Source organism: Jiulongibacter sediminis (assembly GCF_001306455.1).
In the GTDB taxonomy this organism is placed as follows: Bacteria; Bacteroidota; Bacteroidia; order Cytophagales; family Spirosomataceae; genus Jiulongibacter; species Jiulongibacter sediminis.
Genome location: NZ_LGTQ01000013.1, coordinates 221,470 through 242,656 on the forward strand (window position 1 = coordinate 221,470; position 21,187 = coordinate 242,656).

General features: G+C 41.9%; 16 protein-coding genes. 7 read left to right on the plus strand and 9 right to left on the minus strand.

The window, feature by feature from the left end; genetic code table 11:
- Positions 1 to 22 precede the first annotated feature (22 nt).
- Together accC and porU2 are read left to right on the plus strand one after the other, a co-directional pair.
- Positions 23 to 1,366 (plus strand): acetyl-CoA carboxylase biotin carboxylase subunit, encoded by a 1,344-nt coding sequence (gene accC / locus AFM12_RS17440; RefSeq protein ID WP_055150989.1) that lies wholly within the window; start codon positions 23 to 25, stop codon positions 1,364 to 1,366.
- Positions 1,367 to 1,426: 60 nt separating this feature from the next.
- A complete protein-coding gene (porU2, locus tag AFM12_RS17445; protein WP_055150992.1) occupies positions 1,427 to 4,624 on the plus strand; it encodes a putative type IX secretion system sortase PorU2 in 3,198 nt (1,065 codons plus the stop codon).
- Here the strand turns inward: porU2 and AFM12_RS17450 are convergent, their stop codons facing one another.
- A complete protein-coding gene (locus AFM12_RS17450) occupies positions 4,625 to 5,281 on the minus strand; it encodes a hypothetical protein (RefSeq protein WP_055150995.1) in 657 nt (218 codons plus the stop codon).
- Positions 5,254 to 6,960 (minus strand): asparagine synthase-related protein, encoded by a 1,707-nt coding sequence (locus AFM12_RS17455; RefSeq protein WP_055150998.1) that lies wholly within the window; start codon positions 6,958 to 6,960, stop codon positions 5,254 to 5,256. The genes AFM12_RS17450 and AFM12_RS17455 overlap by 28 nt, the downstream gene beginning before the upstream one ends.
- Before the next feature lie 153 nt (positions 6,961 to 7,113).
- Here AFM12_RS17455 and AFM12_RS17460 point away from each other — a divergent pair, with 153 nt between their 5' ends.
- Entirely contained in the window at positions 7,114 to 9,465 is a 2,352-nt protein-coding gene (locus AFM12_RS17460) for an ATP-dependent helicase (protein WP_055151001.1), read from the plus strand.
- Positions 9,466 to 9,638: 173 nt separating this feature from the next.
- Here AFM12_RS17460 and AFM12_RS17465 read toward each other — a convergent pair whose 3' ends face one another.
- From AFM12_RS17465 to AFM12_RS17475, 3 genes are all read right to left on the minus strand, one after another.
- Entirely contained in the window at positions 9,639 to 11,087 is a 1,449-nt protein-coding gene (locus AFM12_RS17465; RefSeq protein ID WP_229308529.1) for a sulfatase family protein, read from the minus strand.
- Positions 11,088 to 11,196: 109 nt separating this feature from the next.
- On the minus strand, positions 11,197 to 12,204 hold the full coding sequence (locus AFM12_RS17470; protein ID WP_082391400.1) for a pYEATS domain-containing protein: 1,008 nt from the start codon (positions 12,202 to 12,204) through the stop codon (positions 11,197 to 11,199).
- Between the two features lie 2 nt (positions 12,205 to 12,206).
- Positions 12,207 to 13,346 carry a hypothetical protein gene (locus AFM12_RS17475; RefSeq protein ID WP_131458452.1) on the minus strand — a complete coding sequence of 380 codons (1,140 nt, stop codon included), beginning with the start codon at positions 13,344 to 13,346 and terminating at the stop codon, positions 12,207 to 12,209.
- A gap of 140 nt (positions 13,347 to 13,486) precedes the next feature.
- Between AFM12_RS17475 and AFM12_RS17480 the strand changes: the two genes are divergently transcribed.
- Entirely contained in the window at positions 13,487 to 15,481 is a 1,995-nt protein-coding gene (locus AFM12_RS17480; protein ID WP_055151012.1) for a tetratricopeptide repeat-containing sensor histidine kinase, read from the plus strand.
- 57 nt (positions 15,482 to 15,538) lie between these two features.
- Entirely contained in the window at positions 15,539 to 15,718 is a 180-nt protein-coding gene (locus AFM12_RS17485; RefSeq protein ID WP_055151015.1) for a hypothetical protein, read from the plus strand.
- A gap of 31 nt (positions 15,719 to 15,749) precedes the next feature.
- Here AFM12_RS17485 and AFM12_RS17490 read toward each other — a convergent pair whose 3' ends face one another.
- A complete protein-coding gene (locus AFM12_RS17490; RefSeq protein ID WP_055151018.1) occupies positions 15,750 to 17,234 on the minus strand; it encodes a C1 family peptidase in 1,485 nt (494 codons plus the stop codon).
- Positions 17,235 to 17,391: 157 nt separating this feature from the next.
- Positions 17,392 to 18,108 carry a pyridoxine 5'-phosphate synthase gene (locus AFM12_RS17495; RefSeq protein ID WP_055151021.1) on the minus strand — a complete coding sequence of 239 codons (717 nt, stop codon included), beginning with the start codon at positions 18,106 to 18,108 and terminating at the stop codon, positions 17,392 to 17,394.
- A 77-nt stretch (positions 18,109 to 18,185) separates the two neighbouring features.
- On the opposite strand from AFM12_RS17495, the gene AFM12_RS17500 reads away from it, so the two are divergent.
- Positions 18,186 to 18,638, plus strand: a complete 453-nt coding sequence (locus AFM12_RS17500; protein ID WP_055151253.1) for a GatB/YqeY domain-containing protein — start codon at positions 18,186 to 18,188, stop codon at positions 18,636 to 18,638.
- 63 nt (positions 18,639 to 18,701) lie between these two features.
- Positions 18,702 to 19,247 carry a CvpA family protein gene (locus tag AFM12_RS17505; RefSeq protein WP_131458454.1) on the plus strand — a complete coding sequence of 182 codons (546 nt, stop codon included), beginning with the start codon at positions 18,702 to 18,704 and terminating at the stop codon, positions 19,245 to 19,247.
- 48 nt (positions 19,248 to 19,295) lie between these two features.
- On the opposite strand, the gene AFM12_RS17510 is transcribed toward AFM12_RS17505, so the two are convergent.
- Both AFM12_RS17510 and AFM12_RS17515 read right to left on the minus strand, forming a co-directional pair.
- Positions 19,296 to 20,003 (minus strand): zinc metallopeptidase, encoded by a 708-nt coding sequence (locus AFM12_RS17510; protein WP_055151026.1) that lies wholly within the window; start codon positions 20,001 to 20,003, stop codon positions 19,296 to 19,298.
- Between the two features lie 149 nt (positions 20,004 to 20,152).
- Positions 20,153 to 21,145, minus strand: a complete 993-nt coding sequence (locus tag AFM12_RS17515) for a lysylphosphatidylglycerol synthase transmembrane domain-containing protein (RefSeq protein WP_055151029.1) — start codon at positions 21,143 to 21,145, stop codon at positions 20,153 to 20,155.
- Between the last annotated feature and the right edge of the window lie 42 nt (positions 21,146 to 21,187).

Here is a 21,187-nt window from a genome sequence, read left to right on the forward strand (position 1 = left end):
TCAATCACTCTAAAGTCTTATTATGTTTACGAAAATACTGATTGCAAACCGTGGGGAAATTGCCCTGAGAATCATGCGTACTTGTCGCGAGATGGGCATTAAAACTGTGGCCGTATATTCAACTGCGGATAAGGACAGCCTCCACGTGCGTTTTGCTGATGAGGCCGTTTGTATCGGCCCTCCTCAAAGTATAAAATCATATCTAAACATCCCTAATATTTTATCGGCGGCAGAAATCACGAATGCCGATGCCATTCATCCGGGATATGGATTTCTTTCTGAGAATGCTGAATTCTCAAAGATTTGTGAAGACTATGGTATCAAATTTATAGGTGCTACGGCTGAGCAGATCAATAAAATGGGTGACAAGGCAACGGCTAAGGACACTATGAAGAAGGCCGGAGTGCCTGTTATTCCTGGTTCAGAGGGTCTTTTGTCTTCAGTAGAAGAAGGAAAAGGACTAGCAAAAGAGATTGGTTATCCTGTTATTATTAAGGCTACTGCCGGCGGTGGTGGTCGTGGGATGAGAATCATCAAAGAAGAGTCAGAGTTTCAGAAAATGTGGGATGACGCCAAAATGGAGTCGGGTGCCGCATTCGGAAATGACGGCCTTTATCTTGAGAAGTTCGTTGAGGAGCCAAGACATATTGAAATACAAATCGTAGGAGATCAGGAAGGCCGTGTTTGTCACCTCTCAGAGCGTGATTGCTCAATTCAGAGAAGGCATCAGAAGCTTGTAGAAGAAACTCCTTCGCCGATTGTAACTGATGATCTTCGGAAAAGAATGGGAGAGGCGGCCATTGCAGGTGCACAGGCCATCAAATATGAAGGTGCAGGTACTGTTGAGTTTCTGGTTGACAAAAACGGTGATTTCTATTTCATGGAAATGAATACCCGTATTCAGGTTGAGCATCCAATCACTGAAGAAGTTACAAGCTTTGACCTGATTAAGGAACAAATTAAAGTTGCTGCTGGTATCCCGATTTCGGGAAATAGTTATTTCCCTAAAAAGTACTCCATGGAGTGCAGAATAAATGCCGAAGATCCTAGAAATGGTTTTAGACCATCGCCGGGAACCATCACTTCAATGCATTTTCCGGGCGGCCATGGTGTTAGAATAGATAGCCATGTGTATGCTGGTTATACTATTCCGCCGCATTATGACTCGATGATCGCAAAAGTGATTGTGACTGCTCAAAGTCGTGAGGAAGTGATCGTGAGAATGAAGCGAGCTTTGGAGGAGTTTTATATTGAGGGAATTAAAACCACTATTCCTTTCCATTTGAAACTCATGGATGATGAAACATTCAGGTCGGGTCATTTTACCACCAAGTTTCTTGAGAGTTTTGATTTTTCAGATTTATAGTCAAAGGGTTGCGAAAGCAACCCTTTTTCATTTTAACTTCGTGATCTAAACGCATCTTGATTGAAGACAAGACATTTAGCCATACTGCTTTTACTTCCACTTCTTGCAAATTCACAGTCGAATCTGGGCAATGAGTGGATTCGTCCGAATCAAAATTATATAAAGATTTTGACGACTGAGGATGGAATTTACCGGGTCTACGGTTCAGAAATTATTACTGCGGGTTGGGAGCTTTCTCAGATTACACCGGACAACCTACAGTTGTTTTTTTTGGGTAAGGAAATGGCCATTGAGGTTAGTGTCGGCAACGATGGTAGGTTTGATGAACAAGACTTTATTGCATTTTACGGCCAAAGAAATAAAGGCTTTTTAGATAGTCTGGTGTACAGACCATTTTCAGCAAGAATGAATGCTGAACAGTCTCTTTTTTCTGATGAAAGTGCTTACTTTTTGACGGAGGGAACTCAAACAGGAAAGAGGGTTGAGAAAGAATCGTTAGAAGACTACCCGGTAAGAAGTTATCATATCGGACAAACTTCTTTAAATTTTAAGGAACAGTATTCCTTTAATAATATCATTGGTTTGCTGCCAAATCTCCAGCAAAGCTATTATGAAGAAGGTGAGGGCTGGACGGGAGAGTTTCTAAGTGCCGATTCGGTAAGTATTACCAAAACGATTCCCTTTTCCGGTTTTGTGAATAACACCGGGGAGAAGGTAAACTTAATGCTTCAATTAAACGGTCGCTCCGGCAATGTTCATAGGCTCTCCTGGGATATTGATGGAATAAGTCAGGATACACTGGTTTTTGATCATTTTGACAAGCATGTTGTCCGCATAGAAGTCCCTGAAAACTTAATTATTGATGGTAAACTTAACTTGACTTTCTATCCCATCAAAAATGCCGAGTACGATTGGTTTTCTATTACTCAGATAAAACTGACTTATCCTCAGCAAATCACAGCCTCTGACGAATATCTGAATACCAATCAGGCAACAGAGATTTTCTGGGGTGGAGGTGAGCTCTTGAATGTAAAAGACCCTTGGTCGGTTTCAAAACCTGCTTTAAGAAATACGAATCAATATGCACTGGTAGGACAATCGTCATATCTGATCAATAAGGGTCATAAAACTCCTGATCGGATTGAACCCTTTGAATTTAGGAATATCAATTCTTTAGCAAACTATTATATATTGACTGCTCCGGAGTTGAAAAGTGGAGCGGAAGCCTTTTCAGGATACCGTTCTTCTGCAGCTGGAGGTAGCTATGATACTGAAATTCTTTACACGCAAGAGCTTTATGATCTTTTTACTTACGGATTTCGCAACCCACTGGCTATTAACAGGTTTTCGGAGTATGTTGCCAGCCAGAATGAAACTAAATTCCTCTTTCTACTTGGCAGGCCTGTAACTTTTCCTGATGTTTTGAAAGAATGGCAGGATCAGGATTTGGTTCCTTCATTGGGATATCCCGGTTCAGATGTTTTGCTTACTGCGGGTACGGGTGGAAAGGGGCCTAACGTTCAGGACATGGCCACGGGAAGAATGAATGTTACCACCAATGCTGAAATTATAAATTACCTCAATAAGGTAAAAGAAACTGAGGCACAGGGCATAGCTCAGGAGTGGAAAAAGAATGTTCTTCACCTTTCGGGAGGGAAAAGCACTTTTGAAATTGAATCTCTGGCTTCGATGTTGAAAAATATCAAACCACAGGCCGAAAATGGCTTTCTAGGTGGAGAGGTGAAGGAATTCAGGAAAAAGACTTTTGCTGAAGTAGAGCCGGTTGATATAACCAATGAAGTGAATAGAGGTGTTGGCTTGATTACTTTTGCCGGGCATGGTTCATCGAATGTAATTGATTTGAACATTGGATATTCTTCAAAGAATGCCGCCTATGATAACAAGGGCAAATACCCGGTCATGTACTTCAATGGATGTGGTGTGGGCAATGTGTTTTATCGATATGATCCGTTAACAACAGATTGGTTGATCACGCCTGACAAAGGGGCCATTGCTGTTTTTGCTAATTCATTCTGGAGTTATCTTTTCTCTACTCAGGTTTTTCTCAATTCTTTCTATGAGAATTTGTTCGTTAATCCGGAGGCGGCGAGTCTGACACTGGGCGAACTTCATATGAAGGTAAATGAGGATTTATCTATCCTGGAGACGAACCCATTCATCAAAGCTAATATGCATCAGGTGGTTTTACAGGGTGATCCTGCTATACGAATGTTTCCGTTAGACGCACCGGATTATGTACTATATAAGGATCAGGATATTATTCTTAAAGCAACTGATACCTCAAAACCTTTAAGTCAAAATGATGAGATTCTGTTTGAAACCATTTTAGGCAATTTTGGGAAGTATGATAGCACGGCTGTGGTGGACGTGGAACTTGAAATACAAACGAGTGAGTCAACAGATCGCTATATTCAAACCATTTTAGATTTCAAAAGGTGGGATACTTTACAGTTTTCAGTGCCTGCTAGTGGAGTTCTGGAAAAGGTGACTTTTACTGCAAATCCTCAGCAGACTGTTCAAGAGATTTCATTGGAGAATAATACAGCGGAGCTGGTCATAAATAATTGGGATGAAATGGGTGCAGGTACCAGTTTTCCGGCTAACCTGATCCCGGATATTGTTGCTCCTCTTTTAAGTGTCAAATTGGATGGACGTCAGGTCGTGAACAAAGACAATGTAGGAAAAACTGCTGTTTTAGCAATTTCTTTGATTGATGAGAATAGCTTTGACAATACCAATGTACTTAGAGCATCGATCTCGGCTGACGCCGGTAACCTATTCATTCCGCTGCAGCTGAATGTTGTTTTTGGTGAAACTTCGAATATTCTTTTAGGAACCTCCAACCTGAATCTGGAACCCGGATATTATATTTTGAGAATTCAGGGAGAAGATGCTTCTGGAAATACTTTGGCAAATCCATATTTTATTGAATTCTCTGTTTCAGCCGAACGAAGTCAAACTGAGATGACTATTTCCCCATCACCATTGATAACTAACCAGAGGGATGGGTTGCTCACCTTTAAACTTGTTGATATTCAGAAACCACGGCAGGTTGATTACTCTATTGTTGATATTTTGGGCAGGGTTGTTATCCATGAGGAGGTCGAAGCCCATATCGGTCAAAATGAGGTCAGCTTTTCAACGAAACTGATGCCGCCGGGTACTTATTTTCTGAAATTGATGGTCGATTGGAGAGATGAGACAGAGGTTTTAAATCGGATGTTCTTTGTCCATTGATTATTCAATGCCGGAACGAATCAATTTCCAAACCTCTGAACGACCTGAGTCAATGAGGTTCTGACCGATGCATTCGCTACTACCTTGACAATATTCCACTTCAGTACGCTCCCTGTAAACCGGGCCGATGCCATCTGCATAAATGGAATAAACAGCATTTTTATGGATTAATGAGGAATCAAGCTTTTCGACAACTTTCAGCGTAAAGGGAAAGGCATCATAGGGCTCTCTTTTTTCTTCGACCGTGAGATTAGCAATTTCAGAGGTATTAAGGTTGTTTTTGTCCCAGCTATCACCATTATTCAGCCCTGTCTTTAGGACGATCTCACTTCTTCCGTCGGTGGTTTTAACGATCTTTCCATTCTCTTTTTTAATTCCGACAACTTTAAAAAACTGCCAACTGGTGGTGGCGTCGTTTCTTTTAAAAACCTCAATTTTGAAATTATTTTCTGAAAGCTCAGAAAGCCTTTCTTTAATCTGGTAAATCTCTATTTTCGGATCCTCGGTTACTGAATAAACTATTTCCCTGACTTCATATTCAAGAGCAAGTCCATTTACCAAAGGGTAATAATCCTCTATCGTCTGTTCATAAGGATCAGGCTCTGAGCAGGCCGAAAACAGACCGCCGATCAGGAGGAATAAAACTCGTTTAACCATATGCCCAAATATAGCACTCTGCTACATTGAATAATTGCCTTTGACTTTTTGTTTAACGGAATTTCAGACTTGAACGTGTACTCACATAGACTTTTGAAAGATGAGTAATCTACAAAACTCCATAGTTGATGATCATTCGGGAATGAAGTCAGAGTCTGCTCATGAAGTCTGTTGAAGCACTCATAACTGTAATCAGTGAATGCCGCTTTGTCTGTCCGGTCTCGGATAATATCAGGTAAAATACCACTCATGGCATCGCGAAGTAGGCCACGAAGTCTGGCATCATCAAAATTTAGTTCATCCTTTACAGAGGCTGAGCTTAATAGAGTCTCTTTTGACAGGAAAGGGTAAACCGAGGTGATCTGTTTTTGAGCCCCGATGGCGTCAAGCGTTTCCAGGCTTTGAATACTTAATCCACTTAGACAGCTTTCCATGATTCTGCCCGTCTTTCCTTTTGGGATTTCCCTTTTCAGTTCGTTGTATTTCTTTGAACTTCTGGTTTTGAGAATCAGAGTGGGGGATAGTTTTCCTTTTTGGTTGAGTTTGCTTTTGATGAAGTGAAAAGCTTTTGATTTGTCTACTTCGGGGATCAGAAAGAGCTGAGTTGCTTTTAATAAAGCATTCCCTTTCAGATATGGGGTTAATTGTTCAATAAAATAGATTTCAAAGTCTTCTACCTTGCTTTTGAGCTGCCATTGCTTTCTTAACTCAGCTTTTAGCCTTTTGAAATTTCGCTTTTTGAAAAGGTGATCTAACCATGCTCTTCCTGATTCAATGATATTATCGCCTCCGTGTCCTGAAAATAGAAGCGGTGCTTTGAGAGCTTTTGTTTTTTCAAAAATCGGAAGAAAAATAGTCGAAGGTACCACCATTCTTTCAGGTTGACCTGTAACGGCGGTCATGTATCTGATATCTTTCAAGAGGTCGTCGTTTGATTTTACCTTATGCAGATCAAAATCATTTTCAACAGATACCGCATGAGCATAATTAGACTCTGAAGCTGATTCAAGGCCGGTATCGAAAAAGATTCCATTTAGGTTGGCAGAAGTCTTTTGAGAGATCATCGAACAAATGCTTGAGCTGTCAAGCCCACCGCTCAAATTAGCGGCTACATGGGAATTTTGATTGAGTTTAAATTGAACGGAATTAATAAAAGCCGTTTTAAAAGTTCCGGTTTCTTCACTGTTTTGAGTTACCTCGGGTGGTTTCCAGAAAAACTGTTTTTCTACACCCTGCATGCTGAATCTGACTTTTTGCCCTGGCAAAACTCTTTTGATGCCCTCGAAAAAGGTGTCTTCTTCAATAAAATCAGCCGTATCTGAGAGGTTTAAGTACTTATGTATTACCGCTTCGTTTGGTGCTGGTGTTTTGGGTAAACAGGCCAGAACAGAAAGTAGGTCATTGGAGCAAATAAGCAGTTCATCCTGGTACCAGTAATACAATTGTTTCACACCAAAAACATCCCGGAATAACTCGGCCGAAAAACGCATTTTATGCAAATGTACCCCGGAAAAATCAGCGGTGAGTTTGGGTAAGGTGTCAATAGTAAGCAGTTGCTGAACAGGATACATGTCCATCAGCCAGGCCTCAGAGGGGAAATTCTTGAATACGGCCCTAATGCTATATTGCTGATAGGTTTGTCCATTACTCAGCATCGTGTAACCCAATTGGCTAAGCATGTTCTGAAGCTCAGGCCCATAGGTTAATGGTTTGCCAAATTGTTGTATATGAAGAAACTTCGAAATAGCCTTTGATTTGTCTGGCCGAAGTTATCCAATTTCCTCTGAAAACCCTTTTGTGTGCTTATCTTTGTCTTTTGTGAAGTAGGCAGAATGGTCTGCCGGAAAAGTGCTGAATCAGTGAATTATTTAAAAGAATTAAACCCACCCCAACATCAGGCTGTAACACACCCAAAAGGGCCTTTGATGATCATTGCCGGTGCCGGATCAGGTAAAACGAGAGTCTTGACTTACCGCATAGCCTGGTTGATTGATCAGGGGATTGATCCCTTCAACATTCTGGCCCTGACTTTTACCAATAAGGCTGCTCAGGAGATGCGGGAGCGTATTGAACGCATCATCGGACCTGATGCCCGAAACCTTTGGATGGGTACTTTTCACTCGGTTTTTGCCAAAATTTTGAGATATGAAGGGAAGGCTTTGGGCTATACGTCAAATTTCTCCATCTACGATACTGACGACTCCAAGTCCTTGATCAAAACTATTATCAAGGAGTTTTCGCTTGATGATAAAGTATACAAGCCTAACTATGTGCTGAATCGTATCTCCAATGCGAAAAATTCGCTGGTTTCCTGGGAAATGTATAACGAGAATCCGCTCTTCAGAGAAGAGGATGCTGGTGCCCGGATGCCTGAGATTGGCAGAATTTACAAGACTTACGCCCAGCGTTGCTTTGCCGCCAATGCCATGGATTTTGATGATTTGCTGTACAATACCAATATCCTTTTTAGAGATCATCTGGATGTACTAAATAAGTATCAGCATAAATTCAAGCATGTACTGGTGGATGAGTTTCAGGATACCAACGTTTCTCAATATCTGATTACAAGAAAGCTGGCGGCGGTACATCAAAACATTTGTGTGGTAGGTGATGATGCTCAAAGTATCTATGCTTTCCGTGGAGCCAATATTCAAAATATTCTCAATTTCAAAAAGGACTACCCTGAGCTGATTACGGTGAAGCTGGAGCAGAATTACCGCTCAACTCAGAATATTGTAAATGCCGCTAACTCGCTGATTAAGAAGAATAAAGATCAGTTGGAGAAGAATGTTTTTTCTGAAAATGATGAGGGTAAAAAGATAGAAGTACTGAAATCTTCAAGTGATAATGAGGAGGGCAGAGCTATCGCCAATATGATTTTCGAGGAGAAGGTGCGTGACGGTCTGCATAACAGCGATTTTGCGATTCTTTATCGAACTAACGCCCAGTCTAGAGCTTTTGAGGAGGCTTTGCGAAAGCTCAATATCAAATACCGTATCATCGGAGGGCTTTCTTTCTACCAACGCAAAGAAATCAAAGACCTTTTAGCTTATCTACGTTTCACGGTCAATCAGCAGGATGAAGAGGCTTTTAAACGAATCATCAATCTGCCGAAAAGAGGAATCGGAGCTCAAACGGTGGCTAAGATTGTAGTATTGGCGAATGAGCATCGGGTATCCATCTGGGAGATTGTTAGCCATATCAAACAGTACATAGATGGTCGGGCGGCGAATGCCATCGCTGCCTTTGCCGAGTTGATTCAGAGCTATATGATAGAGCTGGAGGCTGGCAAAGATGCCCACGAAATGGCTACGCACATCGCCAAAACGACTGGAATTTTGCGTGAGCTTTATGCCGACAAAACTGTAGAGGGGCTGGCTCGTTATGAGAATATTCAGGAGTTACTGAACTCCATCAAACAATTCACGGATAATGAGGAGGTAGAGGATAAAACTCTGCCAGCTTTTCTGCAGACAGTTTCACTGCTCACCACGGCTGATCAGGAAGACGAGGATGGCGATCATGATCGCGTGACCATGATGACCATTCACGGCTCAAAAGGACTGGAATTTAACCATGTATTTGTGGTGGGGCTTGAGGAAAATCTTTTTCCGTCGCAAATGATGCTCAATAACCGGGCAGATCTGGAAGAAGAGCGTCGATTATTTTATGTGGCCATTACCCGTGCAGAGCAAAATCTGACACTCAGTTATGCAGAGCAGCGGTATAACTGGGGCCGACTGACTTTCTGTGAGCCGAGTCGATTCCTGCTGGAGATTGACGAGCAATTTTTGAAGCTGCCAAAGGCAAATAAACCTGTTCGCAAAAGCTTTGATGATGATAACGACGTGATCAGTTCGTTTGGTGGTGCCCGAAAATCTACTTTTCAATCTACTTCAAAAGCAGCTCCCGCACCTCCGAGTGCTAAACAACGTGTACTTAATAATCTGAAGCCTGTAGGTACAGCCAAACCAGCCCCGGAACATAAACCTTCAGGTAATTTTGTGCCTTCAAACCCTTCAGAACTGAAAGCCGGCATCTTGGTAGAGCACCCGAAATTTGGTTTTGGAAAAATTACAAAAATGGATTTGATGGGTAGCAGCCATAAAGCTACCGTGGTTTTTGATTCGCATGGGGAGAAGACACTGTTGTTGAGTTTTGCTAAACTGAGAGTTGTCGAGTAGGTTTGAATTCTAACCAAGTTTCGACGCACTATTGGGCTCTTCGGAAACAGTTGCTTCCATTAAAAGTTTATGCTGTTTCCGAGTCCTCCTCAGAGCTTCAGCAGTATTTTTCCGTGATAGATTCTCCCTGCCTGTCGGCAGACTGGCGTCAGGGACTATGCGGTATTCCCGCTTTACTTATCTCCAAGCTTCCCACCACCGCCACCCAGATAGGGGTAACCATCAAATCCGGTATAATTAGGCTCGTTTGCTCTTGGGTCGTTTAAGTCTGTTTGAATACTTTTTAATTGCTCCCTGAGCTTCATTAAGATGGATTGGTATTGAGCATACTCAGCAACATTATTGATTTGCCCGGGATCATCTGTGAGAATATAAAGCTCTTCCTCCGGTCGTTTCGCGAAAGCCAGATGAAAGGCCTCAGGATACTCCTCTTTGTGCTCAGCAATAAAATCTTTGGTTGGGCCTCCGTCACAGTCGGCATACCACTGATTTGGGAAGTTCGTGAAGCCAATTTTGCCTGTTCCGGCAGGCCACTTTTGAGGTTTGTAATTTCTAATGTAAAGGTATTGAGGAGTCCGTAGTCCTCTGGATGGGTAGCCGCCCATGTCTGGTTTTTCCTGAGCAGGTACATGTCGCTCCCGGCCAAAGGTAATTAGCTGCTGACCTGAGGACTGGCCATCAATAACCGGCTTAAAGCTTTTTCCTGTCATGTCTTTTGGTATTTCGACTCCGGCTGATTCCAGCAGGGTAGGTGCAATGTCGGCAAAGGAAATAAAGGATTCCGTGATGAAAGGTTCTTTGATTTGATCACCCCATCTCAAAGCAAAAGGAACCCGCGTGCCGGAGTCATATAGATTGCCTTTGCCGCGTGGGAAGGGCATGCCGTGATCGCCGGTCATAATGATAATCGTGTTTTCTAAAAGATCTCGTCTTTCCAATTCTCGAATAGCCGTTCCTACCAGCCTATCCCATCGTTCTACTTCATAGTAATAATCGGCGACGTCATTTCTAACGACTTCATGATTCGGGAAATGCGGGAATAAATGGACTTTCTCAGGGTCAATTCCATGTTTTTTACCCGCCCCTTTTTCATAAGGGCGGTGAGGATCAGGGGTGCCCAGCCAGAAGAAAAAGGGCTGATTATCCGGAGTGGCTTCCAGAAAGTCTTCGAGTTCCTCGTAACCTTGTCCGCTAGGGTGCTCTCCATGAGCAGCAATCCAGTTGTCTAAACTTCCGGGTCCCCAGGTCTTTTTAAGGTTTCGACCTATCCGATACCCCTGATCTTTCAGGAGATGAATGAAGCTTTCATGTTCTTCGGGTAGTGTACTCCATAAATTAGCTCCGGAACCGAGCTCCCAATGGTATTTACCGGTAATGAAGGCATTTCGACTTGGTGTGCAGGAAGGACTGGACACATATGCGTTCTCAAAGAGGACGCCTTCGGCTGCCAGACGATCAAAATTTGGAGTCTGAATGGCTAAATCGCCGTACGCTCCTGCATGTGGCCAGCCCCAGTCATCAGCAAGGCAGAAGAGGATATTCGGCCTATTTTTGGGCTCTTCTTTCCGAACGTTTAACCCGAAAAGACCCGCAAGAGATAATAAAAGAGCGAAATATTTCAACAGAGTAGGGTTTTGGTCTAACCGAAGTTAGCCAAAAAATATAAATTTATTTATAGAATAAAAAGAAATTTCAGAAATGATTGAAAATACAATAATAAAGATATTTTCATTATTGGTTTCTTTCTCGGAGTAAATCGTCCTTTTCAATAAGATCAGGAATTTGAATTTTATGAGAGAGGGTTATTGGCTTTTCACCCTTAAAATAGATTCTGGCTTTTAATTCAAAATTTCCCCATACGCGAAGCCCAAGTCCGAAATGATTTTCGAGGTTGGTGCTGATAACCATCGGGTTCTGAAAAGAGTTATGAAGTAGGTACTCGACCGTATCAATTTTGGCTAATTGCTCCTCACTGCTCTGAAGATAGACTTTGACTTCATAGATTTCTTTTCGCCTGTGTTGATAAGTACTTACTAGTTGAATATGGCTCTGTTGCAGATTTTCGGGCAACCCATACAGGCTTTGTAAAGCTTCTTTGTCAATTTCACTCAATTTACCATCATTATTATACCGTGGATTACAGTAATTCAATACAGAGTTGGTGTCACAAGGGGATATAAACCAGTCCCCTTTCCAGCTTTTCTCTCTTCGGGAACAATCAGGGAAGATACATTCTGACCTTTCTTGTTGGTGGGCAAAACCCAGGGCATGACCAAATTCATGAACAGCGATGGATTTAATACATTCTTCCGGGTACCTCTTGCAGCTGGTGTTCCATTTTTCAAAATCAAAATTAAGAACCATTCCTTTTTTTCTGAATCGAAGCTCTCTGCCAAGACCTCTCGTATATGCCCCGGCCCCTTTGTCTTCTACAAAAATATGAATGTCTCCATTTTTTTCGCTTGCAGGGCACCAGTCGGTAAACCGTACCGCAGAGCTTGCCTGCCATGTTTCAGTAATTGCCTGCCGCACCCATTCGCGTTTCAGGGAGTCTTCAGGGGAAGGGTTTTCCCAACAGACTGAAATCGTGTTTCCTCTCCAAAGGGCATTTTTTAAAGGGAATGCATTCAGGATGGTATTTGGAACACTTGGAGTTTCTAGTTCTCTTTGTACCTGATCCTGGGCCCAAAGCATGGTACACGGAAATAAAGCCCAAAAACAAAGGACGACTAGTTTCATATTTAATCAGCCATTTCCTCAATCGAAAATTGTGTTATTTCCATATTGTCAGCGGACCGTTCGACTCCTCCAACGGGGATACGCCGAAGAACGGGTACTGAATCAGGACTTGAAATACGCTTGAAATAATTTTCCACAGTTAAGGTTTTTTCGCTTATCACAGTAGAAGAATTGGGGTCAATGGTTTTAACAGTAACCTTGGCGTCGGAGCTGAAACCTTTTTCTAAAGGAGAAAGTATCTCTTTCTTTTCTGAGGAGGATCTAGCCTTTCCCACTTTAATAATAGCATCCTGAAGAGTGGAGAATAGTACTATTTTGTTGAAATCCGGCTTTTGAAAAACTAGTGATTTTCGAATGGACCGGCAAGGTAAAATCTCCATGACAGGTTCAATTTCTTCATCCCTCGTCTGAGCCGTTAAAGTACCCATTGCAACGAGATGATTGAAATTGAAATTTTCAATAGTTGATAATGTAGCTGAGTTTACAGAGCGAGAGAAGGCCTCGGTGAAGCCAAAAGTGAAAGCCGATGCCCCGACCCTGGACGAAACCGGTACTACCTTGTTTCTACCTGCATTAGCAAGTTTGATGACACCACAGGATGAAAAAAGTAAATTTAAAACGGCCATTTTCGGGACCATATCTTCCAAAATTCCCATGTCACCTACAGCAATTGGAAGATCAAAAATTGAATTGCGGCAATCAGCCATTACAATCCCCAGAGCGTGCTCTTTCTGATCAATGATCCGTGCGACTTCATCCATTTCAAGCTTATTATTAAAAAAGCCGTTCAATTTAAAGGTTGGAAACCGGCTTGATGACCGGGAGGGGAATTCTGACCGTCCGGTATAATAGAAAAGAATCAGGTCCCCAGGCTTTTCACGGAGGTTTGTTAAAGTACTGATTACTTTTCGGGTATTGAAATTGGAATTGCTTAGAACAATGGTATGTAAGGGATAATCCAATGTAGAGCTGGCTTCAGAAGCCATATTAATCATTAATTCTTCATCGGCCCGGCTGGCCATTCCTAATTCCGGATCTTCGATATCTGAAAGAATAATAAGATGAATTGTTCGCTTTTGAGCAGAGAGAGAGAGGGTAAGGGTAACCCAAAACAAGATGAAAGAGAGTGTTTTTATTTTCATGACTTTAAGGTTAGGTAGGGGTTTACTGTTTTCAGCAACTCCCTGTTTCTCAATCAATTTAAGGTATTTAAAGACAATAATTTTCTGATTTGAATATTTTTTGGCAAAAGGCTGCTTAACTTGTCATATACCCTAATGCCATGTTCAAAAGATTACTGTTTATTCTCGCTTTGCCCATTTTATCTTTTGCTCAGTCGATATCACCCACCGACAGCTTAGTTCAGCTTTTAAAGACCCCAATTGCTGATACCACCAAGGTGTTGATTTATGAAGAGGTGGCTCTTCAACTGATCTATGATCAGTCACGCGAGGCTTTGAAATATGCTCAGAGAGGCCTCAAACTCGCAAAAGATATACATTATAAACTAGGTGAAGCCCGATGTTTGAATCGTATTGCCATTATTCAGCGGGTCAATGGAAATTATTCGGCTGCACTTCAGTATCACTATGATGCTCTTGCCATTGCCCGGGAGCTTAACGATCACGAAGGAATCTCAAAAATTCTAAGTAGCATGGGGATTTTGTATGCTGAACAGAACGATTTCAAAAATTCTATTCAGTATTATGCGGAAGCCCGAAAGGAGGCTAAAAAGGTGAATTACCAAAGAATCATTGAAAACACCTTACTGAATACAGCTACGGATTACGCCCTCATGGGGAATCTGGATTCAGCACTGACCTATAATCAAAAAGCTTATGAAAGTGCCTTGGAAACAGGGAATAATCTGAGCATCATTCTTTCAAATATTGCAGAGATTAATTTTAAGAGAAAGAATTATGAGCAGGCTTTTGAGAATTACAGGGCTAGTATCAACGCCGGCGAAGCCTTGGGTCAGAATCACTCGCTGAGTCAGACCTACTTAAAATTTGCAAAGCTTTTTCAGGCCGTAGGTCAAAAGGATTCGGCGGTCTTTTATGCCGGTAAGTCCCTTGAATACAGCAAGGCTACTCAGCATTTGGAATACCTTGTTTTGGCTAACCGGCTTTTATCTGAATTGTATGAACCTACCGATTTACAAAGAAGTTTTGCTTATTACAAGGCGTCTGAGGTTGCCAATGATAGCTTGAATAGTGTGGACAAAACATTACGCCTGCGGCAGGTGGAATTCAATGAAGAAATGCGAAAGCAGGAACTGGAAGTTATCCGGGAAAAAGAGTTGGCTCAAAAGAAACAAGGAATCTTGATCGGCTTGCTGGTCGGTTTTATTTTGCTCGGAGGAATTATCTACCGCAACTACCTTCAGAAAGCCGCTACCAATAAGTTATTGAAACAGCAGAATGAGGCGATACGGGAAAGCAAGAATGAGCTGGAACAATCACTTAAGCAATTGAAAATTACTCAAAACCAATTGATACAGTCTGAAAAATTGGCTTCTATGGGCGAATTGAGTGCCGGTATTGCTCATGAAATACAAAACCCAATGAATTTCGTCAACAATTTCGCAGAGGTAAGTCAGGAGCTCATTGAAGAATTCAGAGAAGAGCTGGATAAGACAGAATTACCCGAATCGCGGAAGAATACTTTTGCTGAACTTTTGGCAGAGTTAGAGACGAGCCAATCCCGTATTTTTGAGAATGGTAAAAGAGCTAGTGGTATAGTACAGGGAATGCTCGAGCATTCCCGTGGTAAAACCGGTGAACGAAGGGAAATCGATCTAAATAAAATGTGTGATGAATACCTGAGACTTTCTTTTCATGGTATGCGTGCCAAAGACAAGAGCTTTGCTTCCGGTTTTGAGCTACAGCTTGATCCAAACCTTCCGAAATACATAGGCGTGGTCCAGGAATTAAGCAGGGTGATTCTTAACCTCATTAATAATGCATTTTATGCCGTGCATAGCAGAAAGAAAAAGATGTCCGAAGATTATCAACCCATGGTAACTGTTCAAACCGTATTTAGAGAAAAAAATACGCTGGAAGTCAGAGTTGGTGATAATGGTGAAGGTATTGCTCCTGAAATTAGGGATAAAATATTTCAACCATTTTTTACAACTAAGCCTGCCGGAGAGGGTAGTGGTTTGGGGTTATCTATTTCATACGATATTATTACTAAAGGACATAACGGCCGATTGGAAGTACAAAGCGAGGAAAATACAGGGACAACATTTATTGTCACTCTTTTCACAGTGTCCTGATTATAATTCGTAACTTGTTTAAGTTAACATTATTAGAAACCATTGAAAATTAAGAACATGAAAAAAAAGACCCTAACCTCAGTTTCTTTTCTATTGCTACCTATTCTTTCACTTGCTGCCCCTATCGGAACACATCGCCCGGATGGATGCCCGGAGTGTGGATTTGATTATACCGGTATTGCCATAGGTGTGGTTGTTGGAATAATAGTCGGATATTTGGTTGGCAAGAGAAAGTAAACTTTTGCGAACTACTTCTTTGGGTTTTGGACTAGAAGAGAGGTTTCCTTTCTACTTGTGAAAATGAAATCAAAAGAGGGACGACTTGACCCTCATGATCACCTTTGAGTTCAAAACCCATTTTATGTTTTAGGTACTGAACCTGATCTCGTGGAACCAAAAGGTCTCCGAAGACTGCCTGTAATTGTTGAGGAAAACTTCCATTCATGGCATTCATGTCTTCAATCAGCCAGGAAATTCGGGGAATCTGTATCGGAGAAAATAAAATACAGATGTACTCCTGACCGAACGGAGGCCTGAGCTGAAGAAAAGATTCATCATTCGGTAATTGGAAGAGACTTTCCGGGCCGATGGGGGGCTGGTCAGTCAATGTTTCGGGATAAAGTTTTTGAACGATTCCGCTTTTCTCACTCTTTGTCAGCAGATAGATGTATACCTGGTTACCGGTTCTTACCTGTACCCTGTAGTTTGTCTGAGTTTCCTGATTGGGAAGAAAGTACTGCACCAGACTGTCTTTGGCCTCTGAGGCCTGAGTCTGAATGGAGTTATTGAGTTCAAAATTAAGAGAGTCTTTTTGTTGTGACATCATGTATTCAAAGTAGAACTCACCTGACATTTCAATTTCACCGGGCTTTGAATCGGGCTTTACAAAGGCCTGATATCCATATTTTGCATGCTTCAGGAAGTCGGAATATCGAATCCAGAAAAAACCTTCGTCTCCAAAGTCAGGTCCATAGCTGTTTACCGCATGAAAGGCTCCACCAAATTTTTGATCATCATAACCAACAATACAGATGGCATGACCGCCCAGAAGTTTTTTTGACTTCTCAGGCTGCCATAGACTGTACCGGTATTCATCGCTAAGGCTAATATTGAATAACTGAAGAATCGAAAACCAAAGTTTCTTGAAAAATCCGGGGCTACTTAATGAACTGGTGGTCACTATGGCAGCCACCACCGGACTTCTTTCGGCAAGGGCTTTCTTAGTGATATTGACCTTGTCCTGATTGTTTTGGATGAGCGTAAAAAGTGTGGTATAATCCAAAATTTTAGAGTCTTCGCCTGTCTCTATTAAGGCAGTTGAAGCACAGGAAGGGTAAGGTAGAAGATTGTAATCAGCCGCCCCATTCTTTTTCATGAAGTCAAAGGCGTCAGTCAGAAAAGTTCCGAATTGACAATCTATATCCAAACTGTCTTTGATGGCATTATAGGTGAAAGAAGGTGAGAATCGTAACTTATCGATTTCGGCCCGGTCTGTCAGGTTTAAATCGATCGCCTTCATGATCGTTCGCATATAATAGGTGGTCGAAATACCCACACAGGTACTGTGTTCGCCCTGATCGATCACCGAAGGAACATACATAGAGAGATCTACACTTGCCGGCAAGGCTGCCGTTTCCAGTTTTAAATACAACTGCTTTTTGGCTTTTAAATCATAGGCCACTGAATCGTCTAAATTAAGGCCTTGGCTGAAAAGAGGAAGAGACAGAAGTAGAAAGAAGATCAACTTGTTCATTCTGAGGGCTTTGAAAGTTGAATGAAAGTACGAAAAAGAAGAGAAAGATTTTGGGAAGCGTTTATAAAATTTTCAATAAATAATTGAAAATTTTATAATTTCAGTAAAAAATGAAAATAATTACTAATAAAAATTAACTTTTCGTAGAATTGAACTTTTACTGTAACTGTCTTAAATACATCTGAATAGTATTTTCCAAACCCAGATAGAGAGCATCAGAAATTAGGGCGTGCCCAATGGAGACTTCCAGTAAGCCTGGTATATTTTGATGAAAGTAGGCGAGGTTATCCAGACTGAGATCATGACCTGCGTTAAGCCCTAAACCGAGCTCATTTGCCTTTTCTGCGGCTTTTACGAAAGGAGCAATAGCCATTTCTTTGTTTTGTGAATAATTAGTGGCGTAGGCTTCAGTGTATAATTCTATTCTGTCAGTCCCCGTTTCGGCAGCCCCTTCTACCATTTTTACGTCAGGGTCAACGAAAATAGAAACCCGAATTCCCTCTTGTTTGAAAGTAGAAATCAGTTCTTTCAGTAAGTCTTTGTTTTTGATCGTGTCCCAGCCAGCATTTGAAGTGATAGCTCCAAGTTTGTCGGGCACCAGAGTAACTTGTGTAGGATTGGTATCAAGCACTACTTCCATAAAACGGCCTTCGGTAGGATTCCCTTCAATATTATACTCGGTGGTTACGATTTTTTTGAGATCATAAACATCATCGTAGCGGATATGTCTTTCATCCGGTCTTGGATGGATGGTGATGCCCTGAGAACCGAAACGCTCACAGTCTTTAGCAACCTTCACGAGGTTTGGTACATCTCCTCCACGGGAGTTTCTGAGGGTGGCTATTTTATTGATATTGACAGATAATTTCGTCATTTTTGCTCGTCCTATTTTTTACAAAATTACAGCGATTCATTCACAATGCTTCGTTGAATCAGAAAAAACCAAATTACATGTCTTTAAAATCAAAAATCGACGCGGATATTAAAGCGGCCATGCTGGCCAAAGATAAAGTGAAATTACTGGCTCTTAGAGATGTCAAAAAAGTGATATTATTGGAAGAAACGGCAGCTGGCAAAAGTGGAGAACTGACAGAAGCGGATGAAATGCGAATTCTTCAAAAGGCCGTTAAACAAAGAAAAGACTCCGCTGAAATCTACAAGCAACAAAACAGGCCTGATCTTCTTGAAAAAGAGGAGGCTGAAATCGCAGTGATTGAAAAATACTTACCTGAGGCCATGAGTGAGGACGACTTGAAAAAAGCTCTGGAGGAGGTGATTGCCAAAGTGGGAGCCACTTCACCCTCTGATATGGGTAAGGTAATGGGTATTGCTACCAAGACTCTTGCCGGTAAGGCTGATGGCCGAGCCATCTCAGCCATGGTGAAAAGCCTGTTGGCTAATTAATGTAATTATTCAAAGTCTGCCGATAAGGCAGACTTTTTTAGCTTTCCTAAAACCTCTACATCCTTGAATTCCATTGACATTCTTTTATTAATTCCCATTATCATGGGGGCATATACTGGCTTCAAACGCGGTCTGCTGGTGGAGGTTATTGGTATTCTTGCTCTTGTCATCGCTATCGTTTTCGGTTTCAGATACCTCGGTTTGGGGATGGACCTTATCGGCGAGTTTACCGGCGTAGATATGTCGGGCAAGGTGATGCCTTATCTGTCTTTTCTACTCATTTTCTTCCCAACCATCTTTTTTGTTAATAAACTGGGGTGGGCTTTTCGAAAGGCATTACGTCTTACATTTCTTGGAACGATGGACGGAATCGCCGGAGCAGCTTTAGGAGCTTTTTTATGGTTCTTTGGTCTGAGTTCTTTGTTGTGGCTGGCCTCTACTGTCGGTTTAGGTCTTCCGCAAAACCTGGTGGCAGAATCAGAAGTTTATCCAATTCTGGAAGGCTTCGCACCCAATATCATTGAAAGACTACGGGGAATTCTTCCTTCGGCAGGTGAGATATTTGATCAATTTCAGGAGTTGAAGGAGTCCGCCATGGAAAGGGCATAAAAAAAGCGGCTTGAAATGATCAAACCGCTTTTAAGAGCTTTATCTCAATTAATCATCCCCTCTCCCAAGGAAAATCATTAGATAATAGGCAAGGTTTGCTACGGCAGCAAGTGCACCGACTACGTAGGTCATTGCGGCCCATTTTAGAGCATCTTTCGCCATTCCATGTTCCTGCTGACTAACCACGTTTCTGGCTTCCATCCATTTCAATGCACGGTTACTGGCGTCAAATTCCACCGGTAGGGTAATCAATGAAAAGGCAGTTATCGCTACGTTAGCAACGATCAAAGCAATCAACAACATGTTGCCGATGGCAGAGCCCTGAGAAATCATGTAGAAACCACCCATGAAGAGAAACATATTCATCATTCCCATCATTCTGGAGGCAAAACTCACGGCCGGCACCATTGCTGATCTCATTCTGAGAGCTGCATAAGCGGTGGCGTGCTGTACGGCGTGACCCACCTCGTGAGAGGCTACCGCAGCTGCTGCGGCACTTCGGCCATGATAAACATCAGTGCTTAGGTTTACCGTTTTGTTTTGAGGGTTATAGTGATCAGTCAGCTGACCGTTCACCTGAGTGATTTTAACGTCATGAATACCATTATCACTCAGCATTTTGTGGGCAATCTCAGCCCCGCTTAAACCATTATGAAGACCGATTTTTGAATATTTTTTGAATTTGCTTTTCAAACGGTTGGAAACAATCCAACTGATTCCCATGAAAACCACACTTATTAAAATGATACCGTTCATTCTTATTTTTTATTTTTTACGAATACTACAAATCTTTTGTCTTGTCTTCAACATTTGTGACGAAAATGAGGAGACTTGTCACATAGAAAAACGACTTTACTCTCTACCAAATTCCATGAGGTCTTCAAACTTTCTTGAAAGGGTGTTTTTCAGGACGACTGGTCTTTTTTTCTGATAAAAAACGAGATCGCCAGAGCCGTTAATCCGAACAAAACGATAAATATAATCCCTTGCATGGTATGCATGAAAGTGGCCAGTGTTATGCCATTTTGAGGGTCTAAACCATACAGGCCCACAATTTTACCGACCAGAAAATGATAACTTCCAATACCGCCTACCGTAGGAGCGGCCATGCCTATAGTGCCCATTACCAGCATGGTTAATCCGGCCAGTGGACCCAGGTTTTCTGTTTGAGGTAAGGAGAAACACAAGAACCATGTCATGAAGTAATACATTACCCAAATAAGCAAAGTATGTCCCCAGAAAGCCACGGGATTTTTGAGATTTCTCACTCCTGTGAAGCCTTCCCAAAGACCTTTAACGATGCCTTTGATTTTAACATAAATCCCGTATTTCTCGAGTTTCTGATCGTTCTTTTTAATCCAAAAGAAAGCAAAAGCAGCCAAGGCAATGAGAATTGCAAATGCTGAGCCGGCTATCACGGGATCAGGAAGTTTATCACCCATCAGCTCCAGGAAAAAGTCTTTCAACCGGTCAAACTCAAGAATGAGATTGAGACAAATCAAAATCAATAATATGAAAACGTCAATGAGTCTTTCGGCCACTACAGCTCCAAAAGATTTCTCAAAAGGAACATTTTCAAGATCTTTCAAACTGGCCGACCTTGCAAGCTCACCGGCACGAGGTAAAACCAGATTAGTAACATAACCAATTAGCACGGCAATAGTGCTTCTGAATGCCGAGGGATTATAGCCTAAAGGCTGCAACATGAGTTTCCAGCGATAGGCCCGGCTCCAATGAGCCACCAAAGCCATTAAGCCTGCCACGATCACCCAGAAGTAATTGGCATTTTTAACATTTTCCCAGAGGATATTGAGGTCAATTCCTTTGAGAACATACCATAATAAAAGGCCTGCAAGGCCAAAGGAAATGACGAATTTGAGGGTGTTTTTGAGACTCATTCAGAATAAAAAAAGGTCAAATGCTGCACAAATGTACAGGAT

Excerpts from the sequence above, each read along its gene's own strand:
- AFM12_RS17455 (WP_055150998.1), bottom strand. The coding sequence starts at position 6,960 with ATGCTTAGCCAATTGGGTTACACGATGCTGAGTAATGGACAAACCTAT.
- AFM12_RS17485 (WP_055151015.1), top strand. The coding sequence starts at position 15,539 with ATGAAAAAAAAGACCCTAACCTCAGTTTCTTTTCTATTGCTACCTATT.
- AFM12_RS17470 (WP_082391400.1), bottom strand. The coding sequence starts at position 12,204 with ATGAAACTAGTCGTCCTTTGTTTTTGGGCTTTATTTCCGTGTACCATG.
- AFM12_RS17510 (WP_055151026.1), bottom strand. The coding sequence starts at position 20,003 with ATGAACGGTATCATTTTAATAAGTGTGGTTTTCATGGGAATCAGTTGG.
- AFM12_RS17475 (WP_131458452.1), bottom strand. The coding sequence starts at position 13,346 with ATGAAAATAAAAACACTCTCTTTCATCTTGTTTTGGGTTACCCTTACC.
- AFM12_RS17495 (WP_055151021.1), bottom strand. The coding sequence starts at position 18,108 with ATGACGAAATTATCTGTCAATATCAATAAAATAGCCACCCTCAGAAAC.
- AFM12_RS17460 (WP_055151001.1), top strand. The coding sequence starts at position 7,114 with ATGGTCTGCCGGAAAAGTGCTGAATCAGTGAATTATTTAAAAGAATTA.
- AFM12_RS17515 (WP_055151029.1), bottom strand. The coding sequence starts at position 21,145 with ATGAGTCTCAAAAACACCCTCAAATTCGTCATTTCCTTTGGCCTTGCA.
- AFM12_RS17480 (WP_055151012.1), top strand. The coding sequence starts at position 13,487 with ATGTTCAAAAGATTACTGTTTATTCTCGCTTTGCCCATTTTATCTTTT.
- accC (WP_055150989.1), top strand. The coding sequence starts at position 23 with ATGTTTACGAAAATACTGATTGCAAACCGTGGGGAAATTGCCCTGAGA.
- AFM12_RS17450 (WP_055150995.1), bottom strand. The coding sequence starts at position 5,281 with ATGGTTAAACGAGTTTTATTCCTCCTGATCGGCGGTCTGTTTTCGGCC.
- AFM12_RS17500 (WP_055151253.1), top strand. The coding sequence starts at position 18,186 with ATGTCTTTAAAATCAAAAATCGACGCGGATATTAAAGCGGCCATGCTG.
- AFM12_RS17490 (WP_055151018.1), bottom strand. The coding sequence starts at position 17,234 with ATGAACAAGTTGATCTTCTTTCTACTTCTGTCTCTTCCTCTTTTCAGC.